Source organism: Streptomyces sp. NPDC043996 (assembly GCF_056435225.1).
Window position 1 is genome coordinate 22,279 of sequence record NZ_JBWKEY010000013.1, and the last position, 17,454, is coordinate 39,732.

Genomic DNA, 17,454 nt, shown 5'->3' on the forward strand with positions numbered 1-17,454 from the left:
CCGGGAAGTCTAGGAGCGGCCACTGACATCGCCGGAGGGCCGCGGACGCAGGAACGTGACCGTCAGGTGGTCCTCGGTGCCGGTGGCGGGGGTGACGCGGGCGCGGACCCCGTAGACCTCCTTGATGAGGGGTTCGGTGACGACCTCGGCCGGAGTGCCGTACGCGTGCGCCCTGCCCTCCTTCAGGACGAGGACCTCCGCGCAGAACATCGCCGCCAGGTTGAGGTCGTGCAGGGCGATCACCGTGGTGACAGGCAGGGTCGACACCAGGGTAAGCAGGTCGAGCTGGTGGTGGATGTCGAGGTGGTTGGTGGGCTCGTCCAGGAGGAGTTCGCGGGGCGACTGGGCCAGGGCGCGGGCGATGTGGGCGCGCTGGCGCTCGCCGCCGGAGAGGGTGTGCCAGGCCTGGTCGGCGCGGCCGGTCAGGTCCGTGCGGGCCAGCGCGTCGGACACCGCCCGCTCGTCCGCGGCCGTCCCGGTCGACCAGGCGCGGCGGTGCGGGACGCGGCCGAGGCGCACGACGTCCCGTACCGTCAGGTCGGCCTGGGTGTCGGCCTGTTGCTCCACCACGGCGAGGCGGCGGGCCACCTCGCGGCGGCCGAGGTCGCGCAGCGCCGTGTCGTCGAGGGTGACGACGCCGGAGGTGGGGGCGAGGACGCCCGCGAGCAGGCGCAGCAGGGTGGACTTGCCGGAGCCGTTGGGGCCGAGGAGGCCGACGACGGTGCCCGGGCGCGGGGCGAGGGTGACGCCGTCCACGATCAGACGGCCCCCGGCGGCCCGGCTGACCCTCTCGGCGCGCAGACCGGCGCCCCCGCCCCGCCCCGCGCTCACGTCGTCCTCCTCGTCCGGCTCGTCCGGAACAGCACCGCCACGAACGCCGGGACCCCGATCAGCGAGGTGACCACGCCCACCGGTACCTCCTGCGGGTCGAGCAGGGTGCGGGCCAGGGTGTCCACCCAGATCAGGAAGACCGCGCCGGTCAGCGCCGTCACCGGAAGGAGGCGGGCGTGGGCCGCGCCGACGAGGGCGCGGGCCGCGTGCGGCAGGGTCAGGCCGACGAAGCCGATCGCTCCGGCGGCGCTGACCAGGGCCGCCGTAAGGAGGGCCGTCGCGGACAGCAGGACGAGGCGGACCCGGGTCACCTGGACGCCGAGGGAGGCCGCCGCGTCCTCGCCGAAGGCGAACGCGTCGAGCGTACGGGCGTGGGCGAGGCAGATCGCGAGCACCGCGGCCAGGATGGCGGCGCACACCGTCACGTCCGTCCAGCCCGCCCCGCTGAGCGAGCCGAGCAGCCAGAACAGGATGCCGCGCATGGTCTCGGCGTCGGCCGAGGTCAGGACGATGAAGGAGGTGACGGCGGAGAAGAGCTGCATCGCCGCGACGCCGCACAGGACCACGCGGTCCGTCGTGGCGCCGAGGGCCCCGCTGAGCAGCAGGACGAACGCGAAGGCGCCGAGGGCGCCGACGAACGCGCCGGTGGACAGCGTCAGGACGCCCCCGCCGACGCCGAGGACGGCCACCGCGACGGCGCCCGTGGACGCCCCGGACGACACCCCGAGGACGAAGGGGTCGGCGAGAGGGTTGCGCAGGAGCGACTGGAGGACCGCCCCGCACACGGCGAGGCCCGCGCCGCACACGCCCGCGAGGAGCGTGCGCGGCATGCGCAGGTTCCAGACGATGCCGTCGCGCAGCGGGGTGAGCCGTGGCTCGCCCCAGCCGAGGTGCGCGGCCACCGCCGACCACACGTCGGGGACGGAGATGTCGGCCGGGCCGATGGTGACGGCGACGGCCACGGACAGGAGCAGCGCCGCGAGTCCGGCCGTCCACAGCAGGCCCGCGCGCCACGCTCCCCGCGCGCCCGCGCGCACGGCGGTGCTCACCGCGCCAGGCCGAACTTCCGCAAGCCCGCAGCGACTTGCTCGACGCCGTCGACGGTGCGGATCGTCGGGTTCAGGGCCTGGCCGCTGAGCAGGACGTACCGCTTCTTCTTCACGGCGGTGAGGTTCTTGGTGACCGGGTGGGACTCCAGGAACTTGATCTTCTCGCGGGCGCTCTCGGCGGACTGCGCCTTGCGCGTGAGGTCGCCGATGACGAGGACGTCGGGGTCGCGGTCGGCGACGGTCTCCCAGTTGATCTGGGGCCATTCGGCGCGGGTGTCGGCGAAGGCGTTGGTGACGCCGAGGGCGCGTGTGATGACGCCGGGCGCGCCGCAGCAGCCCGCGATGTAGGGGGCCTTGGAGTCGGAGAACCAGTAGGCGACGGACGCCTTGGAGGAGGTGACCGTGCGGGAGGCCTTCGCGGTGCGGGCCTTGAGGTCCGCGACGAGGCGCTCGCCGCGCTTCTCGACGTCGAAGATCCGGGCCAGGTCGCGGATCTCGCCGTAGACGGTGTCCATGGTGAGGGTCTTGACGCGCTTGCCGTCGCCGCCGCCGGAGTTGTCCTTGCCCGCGCAGTCGGTGGGCGAGACGTAGACGGGGACGCCGAGTCCGGTGAACTTGGCGCGGTCGGCGACGCCGCCCTTGCCGACGGTGTACAGGAACGAGGCGCTGACGAAGTCCGGTTCCTTGGAGAGGACCTTCTCCAGGGACGGGTAGCGGTCGGCGAGGCGCTCGACCTTCGCGTTCGCCTTCCTCAGGTCGGGGCGGACGGGGTCGGTCCAGGTGCCGGTGCCCGCCATGCGGTCGGCGAGGCCGAGGGAGAGGAGGATCTCGGAGGAGCCCTGGTCCAGGGAGACGGCCCGCCGGGGCGGGGCCTTGACGGTGACCTTCTCGCCGCAGGCGGTGAGCGTCACGGGGTAGCCGTCGGCCTTGGCCCCCTCGTCCCGGTCCCCGGCCGGGCCGCCGCAGGCGGTGACGAGGGCGAGGGTCGCGGCGAGCAGGGCGGCGCGGCGTACGCGCGGCGGGACGGTACGGCGGCGAGCGGTGGGTGAGGGCACACGTCTTCCCGGATTCAGGGCTCATGCGCGGAGCCTGGTCTGCGAACCCCGCCGCCCGGGGCGCGGACGGCGGCGCCAGCAGGTCTTCGGACTCGGGATCGTCCGGACGGGGCCGCCTTCCCGGGCGCAGGAACGCCCAGTGGCCGCTGGCCCCGCCCGTCCCCCTCACCGCTGCGCGTCAGTTCCGGATTCCCACCGGATTCCCTGGCCCGGGTGCGGGCGTGACTGGCGTCCGCAAGCTATCACCCCGCCCCGGACGGGGCGGACGTCACCCCTGGTCGGGGCGGGGTTCGCCGCGGTAGGTGCCGAAGGACCACTTATTGCCCTCGGGGTCGGCGACAGCGAACTCCCGGCTGCCGTAAGGCTGGTCCTCGATCTCGCGGATCACCTTCACGCCCGCGTCCTTCAGGCGCCGGTAGAGGTCGTCGACGCGGTCCGTGACGACGTACGCGCCGAACGTGCCCGGCCGCAGGCACCACTCGGCGGCCTCGGGGTCGTAGGAGCCGAGCATGACGCCGCCGCCCTCGGGCCAGTCGAGCTGGGCGTGGGCGACGCGGCCGCCGTCCTCGTAGACGGCGGTGCGCAGGAACCCGACCGTGCCGACGAGGAAGTCGATCAGGGCGGGGGCGTCGTCGGCCTGGAAGGTGGGCCAGACGTCGGGGGCGCGCAGCGGCTGGTCGCTCGTTCCGTTATGGGTGCTTTCGTTGCTGTTCATGACTCTCAGTCTGCGCCGTTGAGGTGCCCCCCGGCTTGGATATTCCGGCACTCCTCGGCCAGCCAGGCGCTCGGGCTCGCGCCCGTGTACTGGTGGAAGTCGCGCACCAGGTGGGAGTGGTCGTAGTAGCCGCAGTCGGCGGCGACCCGGGCGAGGTCCAGGGGCGCGCCCGCGACGACCGCGCGCACGACCCGCGCCTTCGCGTGCTGGAAGCGCATCAGGCGGGCGGCCTGCTTGGGCGTGACGCCGGTTTCAGCGCGGAACAGGGCGGAGAGGCGCCGCTCGCTGAGGGACACGTGCGCGGCCAGGCCCCGCAGCGTGCCCGCGCCCCGGTGGCGGGCCAGCCACGCCCAGGCCTCGGCGATCTCCGGCCGGACCGCGCCCACGCGCCCGGCGTCGGCCGTGCGGCGCGCCAGGTAGGCGTTCAGGCGGGCGAACCGCTCGTCCCACCCTTCCGCCTCGCACAGCCGCTCCCGTACGTCGGCGGCGACCCGCCCGAGGACGTCCGTGCCGTCGGTGACGAGCTGCCCGGCGAGCTCGGCCGCGGGCAGGCCGAGGAGCGCGCGGGCCGCGAGCGGGTGCACGGCGAGCTGGATGCCCGCCTCGTGCTCGGGCTGGACCACGTACGCCGGGCTCTGGTGCAGGCCGCCGACGACGATGTCGGTGCGGACGGCGTCCGGGCCCCTGGCCTGGCCGGGGGTGGCGCCGGTGACGACCGGTCCGTCCAGGGAGAAGATCAGCGTCAGGTACGGCGACGGCAGGCCGCGGTGCAGGGCGGGGCGCTGGCCGCGGCTGCGGTAGCCCACGGCGGACACGACCAGGCCGCGCTGCTCCGGCGGGGGCGCGGCCCGGACGAACTCGCGGGCCGCGGTGTCGGCGTCCATGAGCCCATTGTGGCCGGGCGGCCCGCCCCGGGGCGCGGCGAAGCTCGGCGAGGCCATCGCGGCCAAGCGGCGGCTGACGGTGACGCCGGACCAGCTCGCCTGACCGGTCAGGCGCCGCCGCGCAGGCGGTGGAAGGCCGCTCGCGTGGCCGCCTGGTCCGCGCCGTCGGCGAGCAGCGCGTACAGCAGGAGGCGGGCCTTGGGCGCGTCGAGTTCCCCCGCGGGGATCAGGCCGCGGGACAGCAGGTCGGCCTCGGAGCCGGGGCCGCGGTAGGTCTCGCTGAGCAGCGGGCCCGCGCCGGTGCGGGACGCCAGGACGACGGGCATGCGCCCGGCGAGCCCGGCGAGCGGTTCGACGAGCCACGTCGGCACGTGCCCCGCGCCGAAGGCGGCCACGACCAGGCCGTCGAAGCGGTCGTCCACCGCGTCGAGGAGTTCCCCGCCGTCCCCGATGCTGAGGGTGACCAGGGCGACGCGGGCGGGCGCGCGCAGCCGCAACGGGCGCTCCACGGTGGGTTCCTGGGGCCGGAGCAGGACGCGCGGGACGCCCTCCACGACCCGGCCGAGGGGGCCCGCGCCCGGCGAGGCGAACGTCGTGAGGGAGGTGGTGTGTGCCTTGCGGGCGTGGCGGGCGGCGTGGATCTCGTCGGCGAGGACCACGAGGACGCCGAGGCCCTGGCAGCGGGGGTCGGCGGCGACCGCGAGGGCCGCGGCGAGGTTCGCGGGGCCGTCGGCGCCCGGCAGGTCGGGGCGGCGCATCGCGCCCGTGACGACGACGGGGGTACGGCGCGCGCACGCCACGTCGAGCAGGAACGCCGTCTCCTCCAGGGTGTCGGTGCCCTGGACGACCACGACGCCGTGGCCCGCCGCCGTGGCCTCGTCCACGCGCGCGGCGAGCTCTGCCAGGTCGGCCAGGGTCAGGGAGGAGCCCGGGAGCCGGCGGACGTCGTGGAGTTCCACCTTGACGCCGTCCGGTACGGGGGTGTCGGCGAAGGTCTGGGCTCCGGTGAGGCGGGTGGGGCCGCCGCCCGCCTGGGCGGAGATGGTGCCGCCGAGGGTGAAGACGCTGACCGTGCCTTGGGGCATGGGGGCTCGATTCGGGTGCGGGGGCGGGTGTGGGGGCGGGTGCGGGTGTGAACCTGGGTGCGGGTGGGGTCCTGCCGGAGGCTCCCCACGCCCGCCCCTTCCCGAAACCCGGGGCTTGCGCCCCCCTTCCCGGTCCTATTCCGCCGCCGCGAGGACTCCCGCCGAGATCGCGTGCGTCAGCGCCTTGTGGTCCGCCTCGTTCTGGGCGGCGTAGCGCAGCGCGAAGGTGGCCACGGCCCGGTCGAAGGTGTCGGCCGAGCCCAGGTAGGCGGCGATGGCCACGCGGTCGCCGGAGCGGGCGTGGGCGCGGGCGAGGGCGGTGCCGCAGAGGCGGGCGTAGGCGAGGAGTTCGGCGGAGTCCATGTCCGTGATGTCCATGGAGCCCTTCATGTCCCGCAGTTGGCGCCAGTAGTACGCGCGCCCCTGCGGCCCCGTCATCCAGCCGAGGAAGATGTCGCTCGCGGCCTGGAGGAGGCGCTGGCCCGCGACGACGCGGTGGCCGGGGTGCAGATAGGGCCCGGTGGGCAGGTGCTCCTCCAGGACCGAGCGCACCGCCTCCTTGATCTGGAGGAAGAGCGGGTCCCCGGCGTCGCGGCCGGTGAGGAGCACGATGAAGCAGCGGGTGCCGACGCTGCCCACACCGACGACCTTGCGGGCCGCGTCGACGAAGCGGTAGCGGTCGAGCAGCAGGCGGCGCTCCTCGGTGAGCGTCGAGCGGTAGTCGCCGAAGATCTTGCGCAGGGCCGCCATGTCCGGGGCGCCGGTCGGCTCAAGGAGGGGCGGGTCCTGGATGATGCGGCGCCGCCCGTCGGCGAGTTCGGTGAGCTTGGCGAGGGCCTGGAGGCTGGTGCGGCGGCGGGCGTGGTCGAGGCGGGCCTCGGCGCGGCGGCGGTGGCGCGCGGACTTGATGAGGGGCAGCAGGTCGCCGGTGTCGACGCGCTCGTACCAGACGTCGAGCTCGCCCCTGCGGGCGAGGCGGCGGATGGCCGTGCGGTACGCGGCGGCGGCCGCCTGGGCCGCCGCGTGGGCCCGGTCCTCGCCGTGGCCGTTCTCGTGGGCGGCGACGGCGACGCTGGCGGCGAGCCGTTTGACGTCCCACTCGAAGGGGCCGGGGTAGGTCTCGTCGAAGTCGTTGAGGTCGAAAAGCAGGCGGCGCTCGGGCGAGGCGAACACGCCGAAGTTCAGCAGGTGGGCGTCGCCGCAGAGCTGCACGGTCAGGCCGGTGTGCCACTGGGCGGCGAGGTCGCCCGCCATGACGGCGGCCGCGCCGCGCAGGAAAGCGAACGGGGACGCGGCCATCCTGCCGTAGCGGATCGGCAGCAGGTCCTGTACGCGGTCGGCCGCCTGCCGCTCCAGGACGGCCACCGGGTCGGGCCGGTCGGCCGCGGGTATCCAGGCCCCGTGCGAGGACCGGGAGGCCCGCTTGCGGGCCGCCTTGCCGCGCTCCGCACGCTCGGCCGGCGTGGTCATGGGCGGTCACTCCCCTCTCGGGTCTCGGCCTGGCCTCAGGAGCAGCCAATGCGGGTGCGCGCGGGCGCGCATGTGTAGTACGCCGAACGGGTGAGCCGGGGGTTGCCGCCCCCGGCCCCCGCTCAACTCAACAGCATCGGCGCTCCGCGCCCCGCCCTCGAACGCCGGGCGGGCTGAATCCCCGCGCTCACGCGATTGTCCGCAGGCGCCGGACAGGCTTGAAGTGCCCACCCAGCCGCGAGCCGCTAGGTCGGGGAGTGCGGGAGCGGCCGCAGGTGTAAGGGCGGGCGGGTGGGAGAAAAAAGCCCGTCCGGCGTTTGAGGACCGTCAGCGGGAGTAGCGCATCAGGGCCCGCACCATGTGGCACGTGGTGTCGGACGGCGGGTGGATGCCGACCGTCTCGGCCATGGTCCGTATCCGGACGTTGTTGGCCTGGTTCGGCACGAACACGCCCGCGTCGAGGAGGGCGATGGCCAGGCGCATGGCCTTGAGGCGGCGGTTGTGCGAGACGTACCACTCACGCGGGCGGCCGGGGGGCAGGGGGTGCTTCTCCAGCGGCGCGTACGGCAGCTGGTTCGGGCACTGGGTGCGGGCGGCGCGGGGTGTGGTGGACTTCCTGGAACGGGTGGCGGCAGCGGGCACAGACATCCTCCTGTCGCGGTGCGGAAACCCTCGCGGGCTCCGTCGAACATTGCTTCCATTCTACGGGGCGGCACTGACAACAGCATCGGGAGCGAGCGGCAATCTCCGCTGGCCAGAGGGGGTTTGAGGGGCACGGGACGGATGGTTCACGGGTAGCGTTGCGGCATGGAGATCTGGATCAATCCCGCCTGTTCGAAGTGCCGCGGCGCCCTGGCGCTGCTCGACGCGGAGGGCGCCGACTACACGGTGCGCCGCTATCTGGAGGACGTGCCGAGCGCCGACGAGATCCGTGACGTGCTCGGCAGGCTCGGCCTCGAACCCTGGGACATCACGCGCACCCAGGAGGCCGCCGCCAAGGAGCTCGACCTGAAGGACCGCGTGCGCTGGCCCCGGGACGCCTCCGGGCGCGAGGCCTGGATCGAGGCGCTCGCCGCGCATCCCAAGCTCATCCAGCGGCCCCTGATCACCGCGGACGACGGCACCGCGGTGGTGGCCCGCACGGAGGAGGCGGTGCGGGACGCGCTCGGCCGCCGCTGACCCCCGCGCGGCCCGGGCGCGCGGGGGCCGCCCTCAGCGCGCCCGGGGCCTCAACCGGCGGGCACCGCACGGCCCAGCGCCGCGCCGGTCTCGGCGACGAGGTGGTCGAGGTAGTCGCGGGCGCCGCGCCGCCGGGTGAGCGCCGCCGCCTGCCCGGACCAGAGGTTGGCGTAGTCGGCGCTGCCGCGTTCGGCGGCCGCCGTGCGCAGCGGGCGGGTGAGGGTGTACTGGAGCGGATAGGGCGCGAGTTCGTCCTCGTACGCCCGTGCCGCACGCGTGAAGCGGTTGGGGATGGCCCGCGCGTACCGTCCCGAGAAGGCCCGGGTCAGCACGGTCGTACGGGCTTCGGGGCCGCTCAGCGCGGCCCGGTGGACGGCGCTCGCGCCGGACTCCTCGGTGGCCAGGAAGCCGGTGCCGATCTGCGCCCCGTCCGCCCCGAGGGTCAGCGCGGCGGCGACGCCCCGGCCGTCCGCGATGCCGCCCGCGGCCACGACGGGGATCGACACGGCCCGCGCGACCTGCGGGACGAGGGAGAAGGTCCCGACGAGGGACTCGTTCACCGGGCGCAGGAACGAGCCGCGGTGGCCGCCCGCGTCGCTGCCGGAGGCGACGACGGCGTCCATGCCCGCCTCCTCGATCGCGAGGGCCTCCTCGACGGTGGTCGCGGTGCCGATGGTCCGGATGCCCCGGCGCCGCGCCTCGCCCAGGACCCGGGCCTCCGGGATGCCCATCACGAAGCTGATCACCGGTGGCGCCGCCGCGAGCAGCGCGTCGACCTGGTCAGCGAAGGCGGGCGCGGGGTCCGGTTCCTCAAGCCGGTCGGCGGGCAGTCCCAGCTCCTCGAACCAGGGGCGCAGCAGTGCGGCGTACCGGGCCATCCGGTCGTGGTCGGGCGGCGCGGCGGCTTCGTCGGGGTGCGGGACCCACAGGTTGACGGCGAAGGGCCGGGCGGTGGCCTGGCGCAGGTCGGCGACCAGTTCGCCGATCCCGGCCGGGGTGAGGATGTGCCCTCCGTACGAGCCGAGCCCGCCGCCTTCGGAGACGGCGGCGGCGAGGGCCACGGACGAGAGCCCGCCGCCGAAGGGCCCCTGCACCAGGGGGACTTCGATGCCAAGGAGGTCGACGAGCCGGCCTCGGGTCCAGGAACGCTCGCTGCGGGTCATGACGTTCTTCCCTTCGGGGTACGGAGAGCTGCCGGGGTGCCGGAGGCGGTCATCGCGCGAGGGCGAGCGCCGTGCGGCCCGACACCTGCGCGCGTGCGGCCTCGGCGACCCGGCGCCCGAGGTGCTCAGCGGTCCGCAGGTCCGCCCCGGACGGGGCGGCGTCAGGGCCGAGGTCGGACGGCGACTGGGCCAGGGCACCGAGGAAGCCGCCGAGGCGGTTGAGGTCCTCGGGGGTTCCGGCCGTGGAGTAGTCGCCGCCGGGCAGCAGGCCGAGCGAGACCCAGTTCATGCCGTGCTGCGCGGCGAAGAGCGCGAGGGAGACCAGGACGTTCAGCTTGTCGCCGTTGACTCCGGCGGAGTTGGTGAACCCGGCGGCGAGCTTCCCCGCCCAGCCCTGCCGCGCCCAGACCGGGGCGCTGGCCTCGGCGAAGGCCTGGAAGACGGCGGACTGGCTGCCCATGTAGGTGGGCGTGCCGAAGACGATCGCGTCGGCCGTGGCCAGCGTGTCCCACAGCCGGTCGTCCACGGCGGACACGTCGCACAGCTCGGCGCGCGCTCCGGGCACCGCCCCGGCCCCGGCGGCGACCGCGCGGGCCTGGCGGGCGGTGTGGCCGTACCCGCTGTGGAAGGCGACGGCGACCGTGACGCTCTCCGGCGCCTCTCGCAGCTCCGGTGTTACTCGCATCTCCTGCATCTCCTGCATCTCTCGCGCCTCTCGCGCCTCTCGCGCCTCTCGCGCCTCTCGCGCCTCTCGCGTTTCAGGCATGGGGAAGTCCTCGCGATCGGGAGGGGCGGGAGGTTCCCGCGCCCCGAAAGGACAGTAGACGACCGGTCAACTAATCACCACCCCGAATAGTTGACCGCCCGTATACTCACCGGCATGGGACGAACGAGCACGGCACGGGAGCGACTCCTCGACGCGGCCTGCGGCCTGATGCTGAGCCGTGGCTACGGCGCGATCGGCGTCGCCGAGATCTGCGCCCGCGCGGACGTGCGGAAGGGCAGCTTCTACCACTTCTTCGAGTCCAAGCAGGCCCTGACCGTCGAGGCGATCAACGCGCACTGGGCCGCCCAGCGCCCCGGCTGGGTGGCCGCTCTGACGGGCGAGGGATCGGCACAGGACCGCCTGGAGCGGCTCTTCCTCGACCAGGCCGCCGCCCAGCGCGCGGCGAAGGCCGAAGGGGGCGCGGTCCACGGCTGCCTCTTCGGCAATCTGGCGCTCGAACTGAGCACGCAGGACGCGGTCGCCCAGGCCCGCCTCGCGGAGATCTTCGACGAGCAGATCGACCTGGTGCACGCCGCGCTGACGGACGCCGCCGCACAGGGCACGCTCCCCGCCCCGGCCGCGACCCGCGCCACCGCCCGCGCGGTACTCGCCCAGCTGGAGGGCATGGTCATGTTCGCCAAGCTGACGAACGACCCCTCCCTCCTCGACGGCCTCGGGGCGCAGACCTCGCGGCTGCTGCTGAGCCACTGACGCGAGGGCCGAGGGCCGAGGGCCGAGCGTCGAGCGGCCAGCGGGTGACGCGCGACCGATCCACAAGAGCGGGCAAACCTTTACGAATCCCTGCGTATCGGTACGTAGGGTGGGGCGCTCCCCCGGGCCGGACCGCGGCGCGGGACGAGCGAAGGGAGCGCCCCGTGCGCAGCAGCTGGCTGGCCGGGGGCGTCTACGGCACGGTCCTCGCGAGCGCCCTGCTCGCCGCCCTGCAGTCCGAGGGCGAGCGGTTCACCCCGTTCTACGACGCCTCCTGGGTCATGATCACCGCGGGCACGGCGGCGCTCGCCCACGGCTACGCCCACCACATGGCCACGCACAAGCCAGGCAGCGGCACCCACCGCTGGCGCCAGCTCGGCTGGGCGCTCGCCGACGAGTGGCCGGTGGTCATCGCCGTCTGGCCGACCGTCGCGCTCCTCGTCCTCGCCGGGATCATGGGCTGGCCCGAGGAGAGCGTCACCTACACCGGGCTCACGCTGAACGCGGCGCTGCTGTTCGGCTGGGGGACGTTCGCCGCGCTGCGCGCGGGCTACCGCAGGCGCTCGGCCGTGCTCATCGGGGTCGCGGACGCGGCGATCGGGCTGCTGATCGCGGCCGCCAACGCGGTGATCAAGTAGCGCCGCGAGCGCCCCGGCCCCAGCCGCCCCCCGACGTGAGGTGCGCCACTCACGCCCCTGGTAACACGGGGTTCACAAACGGGCAACGGACGGGAAATCGCGCGTTGACAGGCTGCGGGGCATCACCGCGGCCCACAGCACCCGCACCGCTGCGCCGTACCTAGGTTTTAAGGATGAGGCCCGTGACCTTCAAGGCTGAGTACATCTGGATCGACGGCACCGAGCCGACCGCCAAGCTGCGTTCGAAGACGAAGATACTGACGGGCCAGGGCCCGGCGCCGACGGTCGCCGAGCTGCCCGTCTGGGGCTTCGACGGCTCGTCCACGAACCAGGCCAAGGGTCACGCCTCCGACCGCGTGCTCAAGCCGGTCTTCTCCTGCCCGGACCCGATCCGCGGCGGCGCCGACATCCTGGTCCTGTGCGAGGTCCTGAACACGGACATGACGCCGCACTCCTCCAACACGCGGGCCGCGCTCACCGAGGTCGCGGCGCGCTTCGCGGCGCAGGAGCCGATCTTCGGCATCGAGCAGGAGTACACGTTCTTCGAGGGCGACCGCCCGCTCGGCTTCCCGGCCGGCGGCTTCCCCGCCGCGCAGGGCGGCTACTACTGCGGCGTCGGCGCGGACGAAATCTTCGGCCGTGACGTCGTCGAGGCGCACCTGGACAACTGCCTCAAGGCGGGCCTCGGCATCTCCGGCATCAACGCCGAGGTCATGCCAGGCCAGTGGGAGTTCCAGGTCGGCCCGCTCGCCCCGCTCGAGGTCTCCGACCAGCTGTGGGTGGCCCGCTGGCTGCTCTACCGCACGGCCGAGGACTTCAAGGTCTCCGCCACCCTCGACCCCAAGCCGGTCAAGGGCGACTGGAACGGCGCGGGCGCGCACACCAACTTCTCGACGAAGGCGATGCGCGAGGGGTACGACGCGATCATCACCGCGTGCGAGTCGCTCGGCGAGGGCTCCAAGCCGATGGACCACGTCAAGAACTACGGCGCGGGCATCGACGACCGCCTCACCGGCCTGCACGAGACCGCCCCCTGGAACGAGTACAGCTACGGCGTCTCCGACCGCGGCGCCTCGGTCCGCATCCCCTGGCAGGTCGAGCAGGACGGCAAGGGCTACATCGAGGACCGCCGCCCGAACGCCAACGTCGACCCGTACGTGGTGACGCGGCTGCTCGTCGACACCTGCTGCGCCGCCCTGGAGAAGGCCGGCCAGGTCTGACCCGCTTCGCACGTTGTGCCGGATGTCCCGAGGGGCGCCCACCGATGCGGTGGGCGCCCCTTTTCCGCTGCTCAACGCCCCTTGTCAGGGGCACCACTTCACGCCATCCATATGCCAAGACGGCGTATCAACGTTCGAGAGGGGTCCGCCGGACCCGCTCCCATCTGCTTCAATGGGGCCATGGGCAGCTTCCAGAACACCGCGACGGGTCATCACGACCTTGAGCCTTTCTGGCCTTCCCGGCAGCACCACGACTTCGACCGGGTGTGTTGCCGCGCGCTGAACGCGCGGGCCCTCTAAAGCCGTTCCCCGGCCTCCGGCCTGACGCGCACGACGTACGTCCTCGACGACTCCTTAGCGCGAAAGAGCTGACTCATGGCGAACTCCCGTACCTTCACCGCCGCCAACGCCACCACCGCCGTCTCCGTGGCCAGGGCCACCGCGCCCCGCCCCGCCGTGCCCTCGGCGCGGGGGCGGCTGCGCGCCGTCGCCCCCGGCGAGGTGGCGCGGATCTCCGATCTCACCGACCTCGCCGACATCTCCGCCTATCTGCCGCCGGGCGCCACGCTGCTGCCCGCGCCGCAGCACACCCTGCCCGCGCTCCCCGGGCAGCCGCCGATGATCGGCTATCTGGTGCTCGTGCCCGCCGGGCAGGAGCACCTCGCCGCCGGGCCGCTCGCGGCCGAGCCCGAGCCCGCGCCCCAGGGCGGCGAGGGCCCGGTGCGGATCGACGCCGCGCGGCGCTCCGCGCACGTCGACGGGCACCAGCTCGACCTCACGTACCTGGAGTTCGAGCTGCTCGCGCACCTCGTCGCGCACCCGCACCGGGTGCACACGCGCGACCAGCTGGTGACGACGGTCTGGGGCTACGGCCACGTGGGCGACGGCCGGACCGTCGACGTCCACATCGCCCGGCTGCGGCGCAAGCTGGGGGCCGAGCACCGGGCGGCGATCCAGACGGTGCGGCGCGTCGGCTACAAGTACGCGCCCCCGACGGCGGGCTGAGCCCCTCCCCCGCCCCTGTTCCTGTCTCTGCCCCTGTTCCTGTCTGTCCGGGTTCCTGCCTGTCCGGATTCCTCCTGCGGCTGAACGATTCTTCCGCGGGCGGAATCCGGTTCCCGGACGGCCCCCCGGCCCGGCAGAGTCAGCCCATGAGACTTCTGTTGCTTGGCGGTACGGAATTCGTGGGGCGCGCGGTCACGGAGGCGGCGCTCGCGCGCGGCTGGGACGTGACGGTCTTCCACCGCGGCAGGCACGCGCCGCCGGAGGGGGCGCGTGCCGTCCACGGGGACCGGACCACCGCCGACGGCCTCGCGGCGCTCGCCTCCGGCGGCGACACCTGGGACGCCGTGGTCGACACCTGGTCCGGGGCGCCGAGCGCCGTGCGGGACGCGGCCCGGCTGCTCGCGGAGCGCGCCGGACGGTATGTGTACGTGTCCAGCGGCTCGGTGTACCGCTACCCCGGCAAGGCGGGCTCCGACGAGTCGTACCCCGTCGTGGACGGGGACCCCGACGCCGACGCCACGGCGTACGCGGAGGACAAGCGGGGCGGCGAACTCGCCGCCGAGGCCGCCTTCGGCGCCGCCCGCACCCTGCTCGTCCGGGCCGGGCTCATCCTCGGCCCGTACGAGAACATCGGGCGGCTGCCGTGGTGGCTGAACCGGCTCGCCCGGGGCGGTCCGGTGCTCGCGCCGGGGCCGCGCGGCGCGCGCATCCAGTTCATCGACGTGCGCGACCTCGCGGAGTGGACCCTCGACGCGGTGGCCGCCGGGCGGCACGGCCCGTACAACCTGATCTGCCCCCAGGGGCACGCGACCATGGGCGATCTCCTTGAGGCCTGCGCGGCGGTGGCGGGCGCCGGGGACGCCGAACTGCGGTGGACGGCGCCGGAGGCCGTCATCGAGGCGGGCATCGCGCCGTGGACGGAGCTGCCGGTGTGGCTGCCGCCCGGGGAGCTCGCCGACACGATGCACGACACCAGCGCGGACAAGGCGGTGGCGGCGGGGCTGCGGTGCCGGGAGGTCACCGAGACGGTCGCCGACACGTGGGACTGGCTCCAGAGCCTCGGCGGCGTCGCCCCCCACCGCCCGGACCGCCCTGAGGTGGGCCTCGCCCCGGAGAAGGAGGCCGGGGCGATGGGCTCTGCGCCTGCGTGACGACTGCCGGGGGCTCCGGCACCGCGCCCGCGCCCGCCGGGCTGGCGGACCGACTGCCCGCGGCGCGGAGAACCGACACGGCGCCCGCAGCGGTGTGCGCTGTGGACGCCGTGTCGAAGTCGGGGAGTTAACGGGTGGGCGGGTGGGAGGCATCGCGCCGCGGTAGCGGCGGGCACCGACCACCCACCCGCACCCGGACGGTCACACGCGCACGGCGGGCCGTACCGGCTCCGGTGCCCCGGCGGGCTCCTCGTGGGACACCTGGGGAAGGCGGCGCAGCCACCGCGGGGTGTGCCAGTTGCGCTCGCCCAGGAGGCTCATCAGGGACGGCAGCAGGATCATGCGGACCACCGTGGCGTCGAGGAGGACGGCGACGCCGAGGCCGACGCCCATCTGCTGCATGTCCTGCATGGACAGCATCCCGAACACCGCGAACACGGCCACCATGATCACGGCCGCCCCGGTCACCGCGCCCGCCGTCCGCGTGATGCCCTCGCGGATCGCGGACCGGTTGTCGAGCCCCCGGTCGCGGGCCTCGCGGATGCGGGAGACCACGAACACGTGGTAGTCCATCGACAGGCCGAAGAGGACCACGAGGACGAACAGCGGCATCCAGTTCTCGATCGCGCCGACCTTCTCGGAGCCGATCAGCGAGGCCCCCCAGCCGTGCTGGAACACCGCGGTCATCACGCCGTACGCGGCGCCGACGGACAGCAGGTTGAGGGCGATCGACGTCACCGCGATGACGACGGAGCGGAAGCTGACCAGCATCAGCAGGAAGGTGACGGCGGCGATGAAGCCGAACACCGGCACGATGCCCCGGCCGAGCTGGTCGGTGAAGTCCTCGGAGCCCGCCAGCTGCCCGCCGACGTACGCCTCGACGTCGGCGTCACCGCGTACGCCGTCGCGGAAGTCCCGTACGTCCGCCTTGAGTTCCTTCAGGGCCTTCTTGGCGGCGGCGTCGGTCCCGGTGCCCGGCAGCGGCACCTCGATCTCGGCGACATCGCTGTCCTTGTGCACCGTCAGCTCCGCGCCGGCGCCCGCCTTCGCGGTGAGCGAGCGCAGCGCGCCCTGGACCGGGGCGGCGGTGATGCCGTCGCCGGAGTCGGCGCGGACCACCACGCGGGCGGGCGCGGGGCCGCCCGGGAACTCGTCGGTGATCTTCTCGTAGGCGATGGTGAGGCGCGCGTCGGAGCCGAACTGCTTCTCCAGGCCGAGCTGTTCGGTCTTCATGCCGAGGGCGGGCGCGGCGAGCGCGAGCAGCAGGCCCGCGGAGGCGACGGCGAAGAACGTGGGCCGGGCGAGCACCGGCTTCAGGAGCGTCCCGGCGAAGGAGCCGCTGGCGTGGGCGCCCTTCTTGGAGCGGCGGCCGAGGAACGGCAGGCGCCCGGCCTCGACGCGGTCGCCGAGCCCGGCGAGCAGCGCGGGCAGCACCGTCACGGAGCCGAGCATCGCCACGCACACCACCAGGATCGTCGCGACGGCGAAGCCCTTGAAAAGCAGCAGCCCCGACAGGAACATGCCCGCCATGGCCACCATGACCGTCAGACCGGAGACGAGGACGGCGCGCCCGCTGGTGGCGGCGGCGATCCGCAGCGCGGTGTCGGCGTCGTGGCCCGCGGCCCGCTCGTCGCGCTCGCGGCGCAGATAGAACAGGCAGTAGTCGACGCCGACGGCGAGGCCCATCAGGAACATCACGGAGTACGTCGTCTCGGCCATGTTCACGGCGCGGCTGGCGAGGCCGAGCAGGCCGAAGGCGGCGACGCACGCGGTCAGCGCGAGGCCGACGGGCAGCAGCGCGGCGACGATCGCGCCGAAGGCGACCAGGAGGATGGCGAGCGCCAGCGGCACCGCCATGAACTCGGCCTTCTTCAGGTCGTCGGCGAGCAGGTCCTTGACGAACCGCTCGGAGCTCGCGTCGCCGAACTGGTGGACGGTGACGCCGCGCGCCTCGCCCGCCTCCCTGGCCTCGTCCACCACGTCGACGACGGCCTGGACGCGGTCGGCGGCCTTGTCGGACTCGCCCTTCACCTCGAAGCGCAGGAGCGCCTCCTTGCCGTCCTTCGACGGCAGCGGCGGCTTGACGTCCCTCGTCTCGCCGGTCTTCTCGATCGCCGCGGCAAGGTCGGCGGCCGCGTCCCGCCAGCCATCGGGCGTCCGCGCGCCGACCAGGACGAGCTCGCTCGCGGGCTCGTCGATGCCCGCCTCCTTGAGGATCGTGGCGGCGCGGGCCGAATCCCCGGTGCCCATCTCCTCGTCATCGGCCGTGACGGTGCCCAGGGCACCGCCGACGACGGTGGCGAGCACGACGAACAGCAGCCAGCCGAGGATCGCCTTCTTGCGGTGGTGCGCGCTCCACACCCCGAGCCGTGCCGCGAGGTTCCGCCTCTTGGCGCTCATGACCTTCGCCCCCATTGATAAACGTGAAGTAAGCCGGTGGACGTGGATCACGCTAGAAACCAGCGGCGCCGGGCCCCAGCCGCCGAGACCCCCTCTCGGCGAAGCACAGGGCGAGTGCGGGGGGTGTCGTCA

Annotated in this window: 17 protein-coding genes and 1 riboswitch; of the genes, 6 read left to right on the forward strand and 11 right to left on the reverse strand. The window is 74.1% G+C overall.

Annotated features, from left to right (window positions below; genetic code table 11):
* Window positions 1–9 precede the first annotated feature (9 nt).
* From AC07A4_RS29820 to AC07A4_RS29855, 8 genes are all read right to left on the reverse strand, one after another.
* The gene (locus AC07A4_RS29820; protein WP_478604408.1) at window positions 10–831 is read right to left on the reverse strand and encodes an ABC transporter ATP-binding protein; all 822 of its coding nucleotides are present in this window, start codon (window positions 829–831) and stop codon (window positions 10–12) included.
* Window positions 828–1,880, reverse strand: coding sequence for a FecCD family ABC transporter permease (locus tag AC07A4_RS29825; RefSeq protein WP_478604411.1), 1,053 nt, complete (start codon window positions 1,878–1,880; stop codon window positions 828–830). The genes AC07A4_RS29820 and AC07A4_RS29825 overlap by 4 nt, the downstream gene beginning before the upstream one ends.
* A complete protein-coding gene (locus AC07A4_RS29830; protein ID WP_478604414.1) occupies window positions 1,877–2,935 on the reverse strand; it encodes an ABC transporter substrate-binding protein in 1,059 nt (352 codons plus the stop codon). The genes AC07A4_RS29825 and AC07A4_RS29830 overlap by 4 nt, the downstream gene beginning before the upstream one ends.
* Before the next feature lie 60 nt (window positions 2,936–2,995).
* Window positions 2,996–3,180, reverse strand: a riboswitch (cobalamin riboswitch).
* Between the two features lie 23 nt (window positions 3,181–3,203).
* The gene (locus tag AC07A4_RS29835) at window positions 3,204–3,650 is read right to left on the reverse strand and encodes a VOC family protein (RefSeq protein WP_478604417.1); all 447 of its coding nucleotides are present in this window, start codon (window positions 3,648–3,650) and stop codon (window positions 3,204–3,206) included.
* A gap of 5 nt (window positions 3,651–3,655) precedes the next feature.
* A complete protein-coding gene (locus AC07A4_RS29840) occupies window positions 3,656–4,534 on the reverse strand; it encodes an AraC family transcriptional regulator (RefSeq protein WP_478604420.1) in 879 nt (292 codons plus the stop codon).
* A gap of 107 nt (window positions 4,535–4,641) precedes the next feature.
* Complete coding sequence (locus tag AC07A4_RS29845) at window positions 4,642–5,619, reverse strand: asparaginase (protein WP_478604423.1); 978 nt, start codon at window positions 5,617–5,619, stop codon at window positions 4,642–4,644.
* Between the two features lie 135 nt (window positions 5,620–5,754).
* On the reverse strand, window positions 5,755–7,089 hold the full coding sequence (locus AC07A4_RS29850; RefSeq protein WP_478604426.1) for a DUF2252 domain-containing protein: 1,335 nt from the start codon (window positions 7,087–7,089) through the stop codon (window positions 5,755–5,757).
* A gap of 327 nt (window positions 7,090–7,416) precedes the next feature.
* Window positions 7,417–7,731, reverse strand: a complete 315-nt coding sequence (locus AC07A4_RS29855; protein ID WP_478604429.1) for a hypothetical protein — start codon at window positions 7,729–7,731, stop codon at window positions 7,417–7,419.
* 165 nt (window positions 7,732–7,896) lie between these two features.
* On the opposite strand from AC07A4_RS29855, the gene AC07A4_RS29860 reads away from it, so the two are divergent.
* The gene (locus AC07A4_RS29860; RefSeq protein WP_478604432.1) at window positions 7,897–8,268 is read left to right on the forward strand and encodes an arsenate reductase family protein; all 372 of its coding nucleotides are present in this window, start codon (window positions 7,897–7,899) and stop codon (window positions 8,266–8,268) included.
* A 50-nt stretch (window positions 8,269–8,318) separates the two neighbouring features.
* Here AC07A4_RS29860 and AC07A4_RS29865 read toward each other — a convergent pair whose 3' ends face one another.
* Both AC07A4_RS29865 and AC07A4_RS29870 read right to left on the reverse strand, forming a co-directional pair.
* Window positions 8,319–9,431 (reverse strand): NAD(P)H-dependent flavin oxidoreductase, encoded by a 1,113-nt coding sequence (locus AC07A4_RS29865; RefSeq protein ID WP_478604435.1) that lies wholly within the window; start codon window positions 9,429–9,431, stop codon window positions 8,319–8,321.
* A gap of 49 nt (window positions 9,432–9,480) precedes the next feature.
* Complete coding sequence (locus tag AC07A4_RS29870; RefSeq protein WP_478605027.1) at window positions 9,481–10,125, reverse strand: flavodoxin family protein; 645 nt, start codon at window positions 10,123–10,125, stop codon at window positions 9,481–9,483.
* A 186-nt stretch (window positions 10,126–10,311) separates the two neighbouring features.
* Here AC07A4_RS29870 and AC07A4_RS29875 point away from each other — a divergent pair, with 186 nt between their 5' ends.
* The 5 genes from AC07A4_RS29875 to AC07A4_RS29895 all read left to right on the forward strand — a co-directional run bounded on the left by AC07A4_RS29875 (window position 10,312) and on the right by AC07A4_RS29895 (window position 14,922).
* The gene (locus AC07A4_RS29875; RefSeq protein WP_478604438.1) at window positions 10,312–10,908 is read left to right on the forward strand and encodes a TetR/AcrR family transcriptional regulator; all 597 of its coding nucleotides are present in this window, start codon (window positions 10,312–10,314) and stop codon (window positions 10,906–10,908) included.
* 164 nt (window positions 10,909–11,072) lie between these two features.
* Window positions 11,073–11,546, forward strand: coding sequence for a hypothetical protein (locus AC07A4_RS29880; protein ID WP_478604441.1), 474 nt, complete (start codon window positions 11,073–11,075; stop codon window positions 11,544–11,546).
* A 182-nt stretch (window positions 11,547–11,728) separates the two neighbouring features.
* Window positions 11,729–12,766, forward strand: coding sequence for a glutamine synthetase (gene glnII / locus AC07A4_RS29885; protein WP_478604444.1), 1,038 nt, complete (start codon window positions 11,729–11,731; stop codon window positions 12,764–12,766).
* 375 nt (window positions 12,767–13,141) lie between these two features.
* A complete protein-coding gene (locus AC07A4_RS29890) occupies window positions 13,142–13,771 on the forward strand; it encodes a winged helix-turn-helix domain-containing protein (protein WP_478604447.1) in 630 nt (209 codons plus the stop codon).
* Between the two features lie 146 nt (window positions 13,772–13,917).
* Window positions 13,918–14,922, forward strand: coding sequence for an NAD-dependent epimerase/dehydratase family protein (locus AC07A4_RS29895; RefSeq protein ID WP_478604450.1), 1,005 nt, complete (start codon window positions 13,918–13,920; stop codon window positions 14,920–14,922).
* 201 nt (window positions 14,923–15,123) lie between these two features.
* Here AC07A4_RS29895 and AC07A4_RS29900 read toward each other — a convergent pair whose 3' ends face one another.
* Window positions 15,124–17,322, reverse strand: coding sequence for an MMPL family transporter (locus tag AC07A4_RS29900; protein WP_478604453.1), 2,199 nt, complete (start codon window positions 17,320–17,322; stop codon window positions 15,124–15,126).
* Window positions 17,323–17,454: the final 132 nt, after the last annotated feature.

Excerpts from the sequence above, each read along its gene's own strand:
- AC07A4_RS29850 (WP_478604426.1), bottom strand. The coding sequence starts at position 7,089 with ATGACCACGCCGGCCGAGCGTGCGGAGCGCGGCAAGGCGGCCCGCAAG.
- AC07A4_RS29890 (WP_478604447.1), top strand. The coding sequence starts at position 13,142 with ATGGCGAACTCCCGTACCTTCACCGCCGCCAACGCCACCACCGCCGTC.
- AC07A4_RS29875 (WP_478604438.1), top strand. The coding sequence starts at position 10,312 with ATGGGACGAACGAGCACGGCACGGGAGCGACTCCTCGACGCGGCCTGC.
- AC07A4_RS29860 (WP_478604432.1), top strand. The coding sequence starts at position 7,897 with ATGGAGATCTGGATCAATCCCGCCTGTTCGAAGTGCCGCGGCGCCCTG.
- AC07A4_RS29870 (WP_478605027.1), bottom strand. The coding sequence starts at position 10,125 with ATGCAGGAGATGCGAGTAACACCGGAGCTGCGAGAGGCGCCGGAGAGC.
- AC07A4_RS29900 (WP_478604453.1), bottom strand. The coding sequence starts at position 17,322 with ATGAGCGCCAAGAGGCGGAACCTCGCGGCACGGCTCGGGGTGTGGAGC.
- AC07A4_RS29835 (WP_478604417.1), bottom strand. The coding sequence starts at position 3,650 with ATGAACAGCAACGAAAGCACCCATAACGGAACGAGCGACCAGCCGCTG.
- AC07A4_RS29840 (WP_478604420.1), bottom strand. The coding sequence starts at position 4,534 with ATGGACGCCGACACCGCGGCCCGCGAGTTCGTCCGGGCCGCGCCCCCG.
- AC07A4_RS29895 (WP_478604450.1), top strand. The coding sequence starts at position 13,918 with ATGAGACTTCTGTTGCTTGGCGGTACGGAATTCGTGGGGCGCGCGGTC.
- AC07A4_RS29865 (WP_478604435.1), bottom strand. The coding sequence starts at position 9,431 with ATGACCCGCAGCGAGCGTTCCTGGACCCGAGGCCGGCTCGTCGACCTC.
- AC07A4_RS29845 (WP_478604423.1), bottom strand. The coding sequence starts at position 5,619 with ATGCCCCAAGGCACGGTCAGCGTCTTCACCCTCGGCGGCACCATCTCC.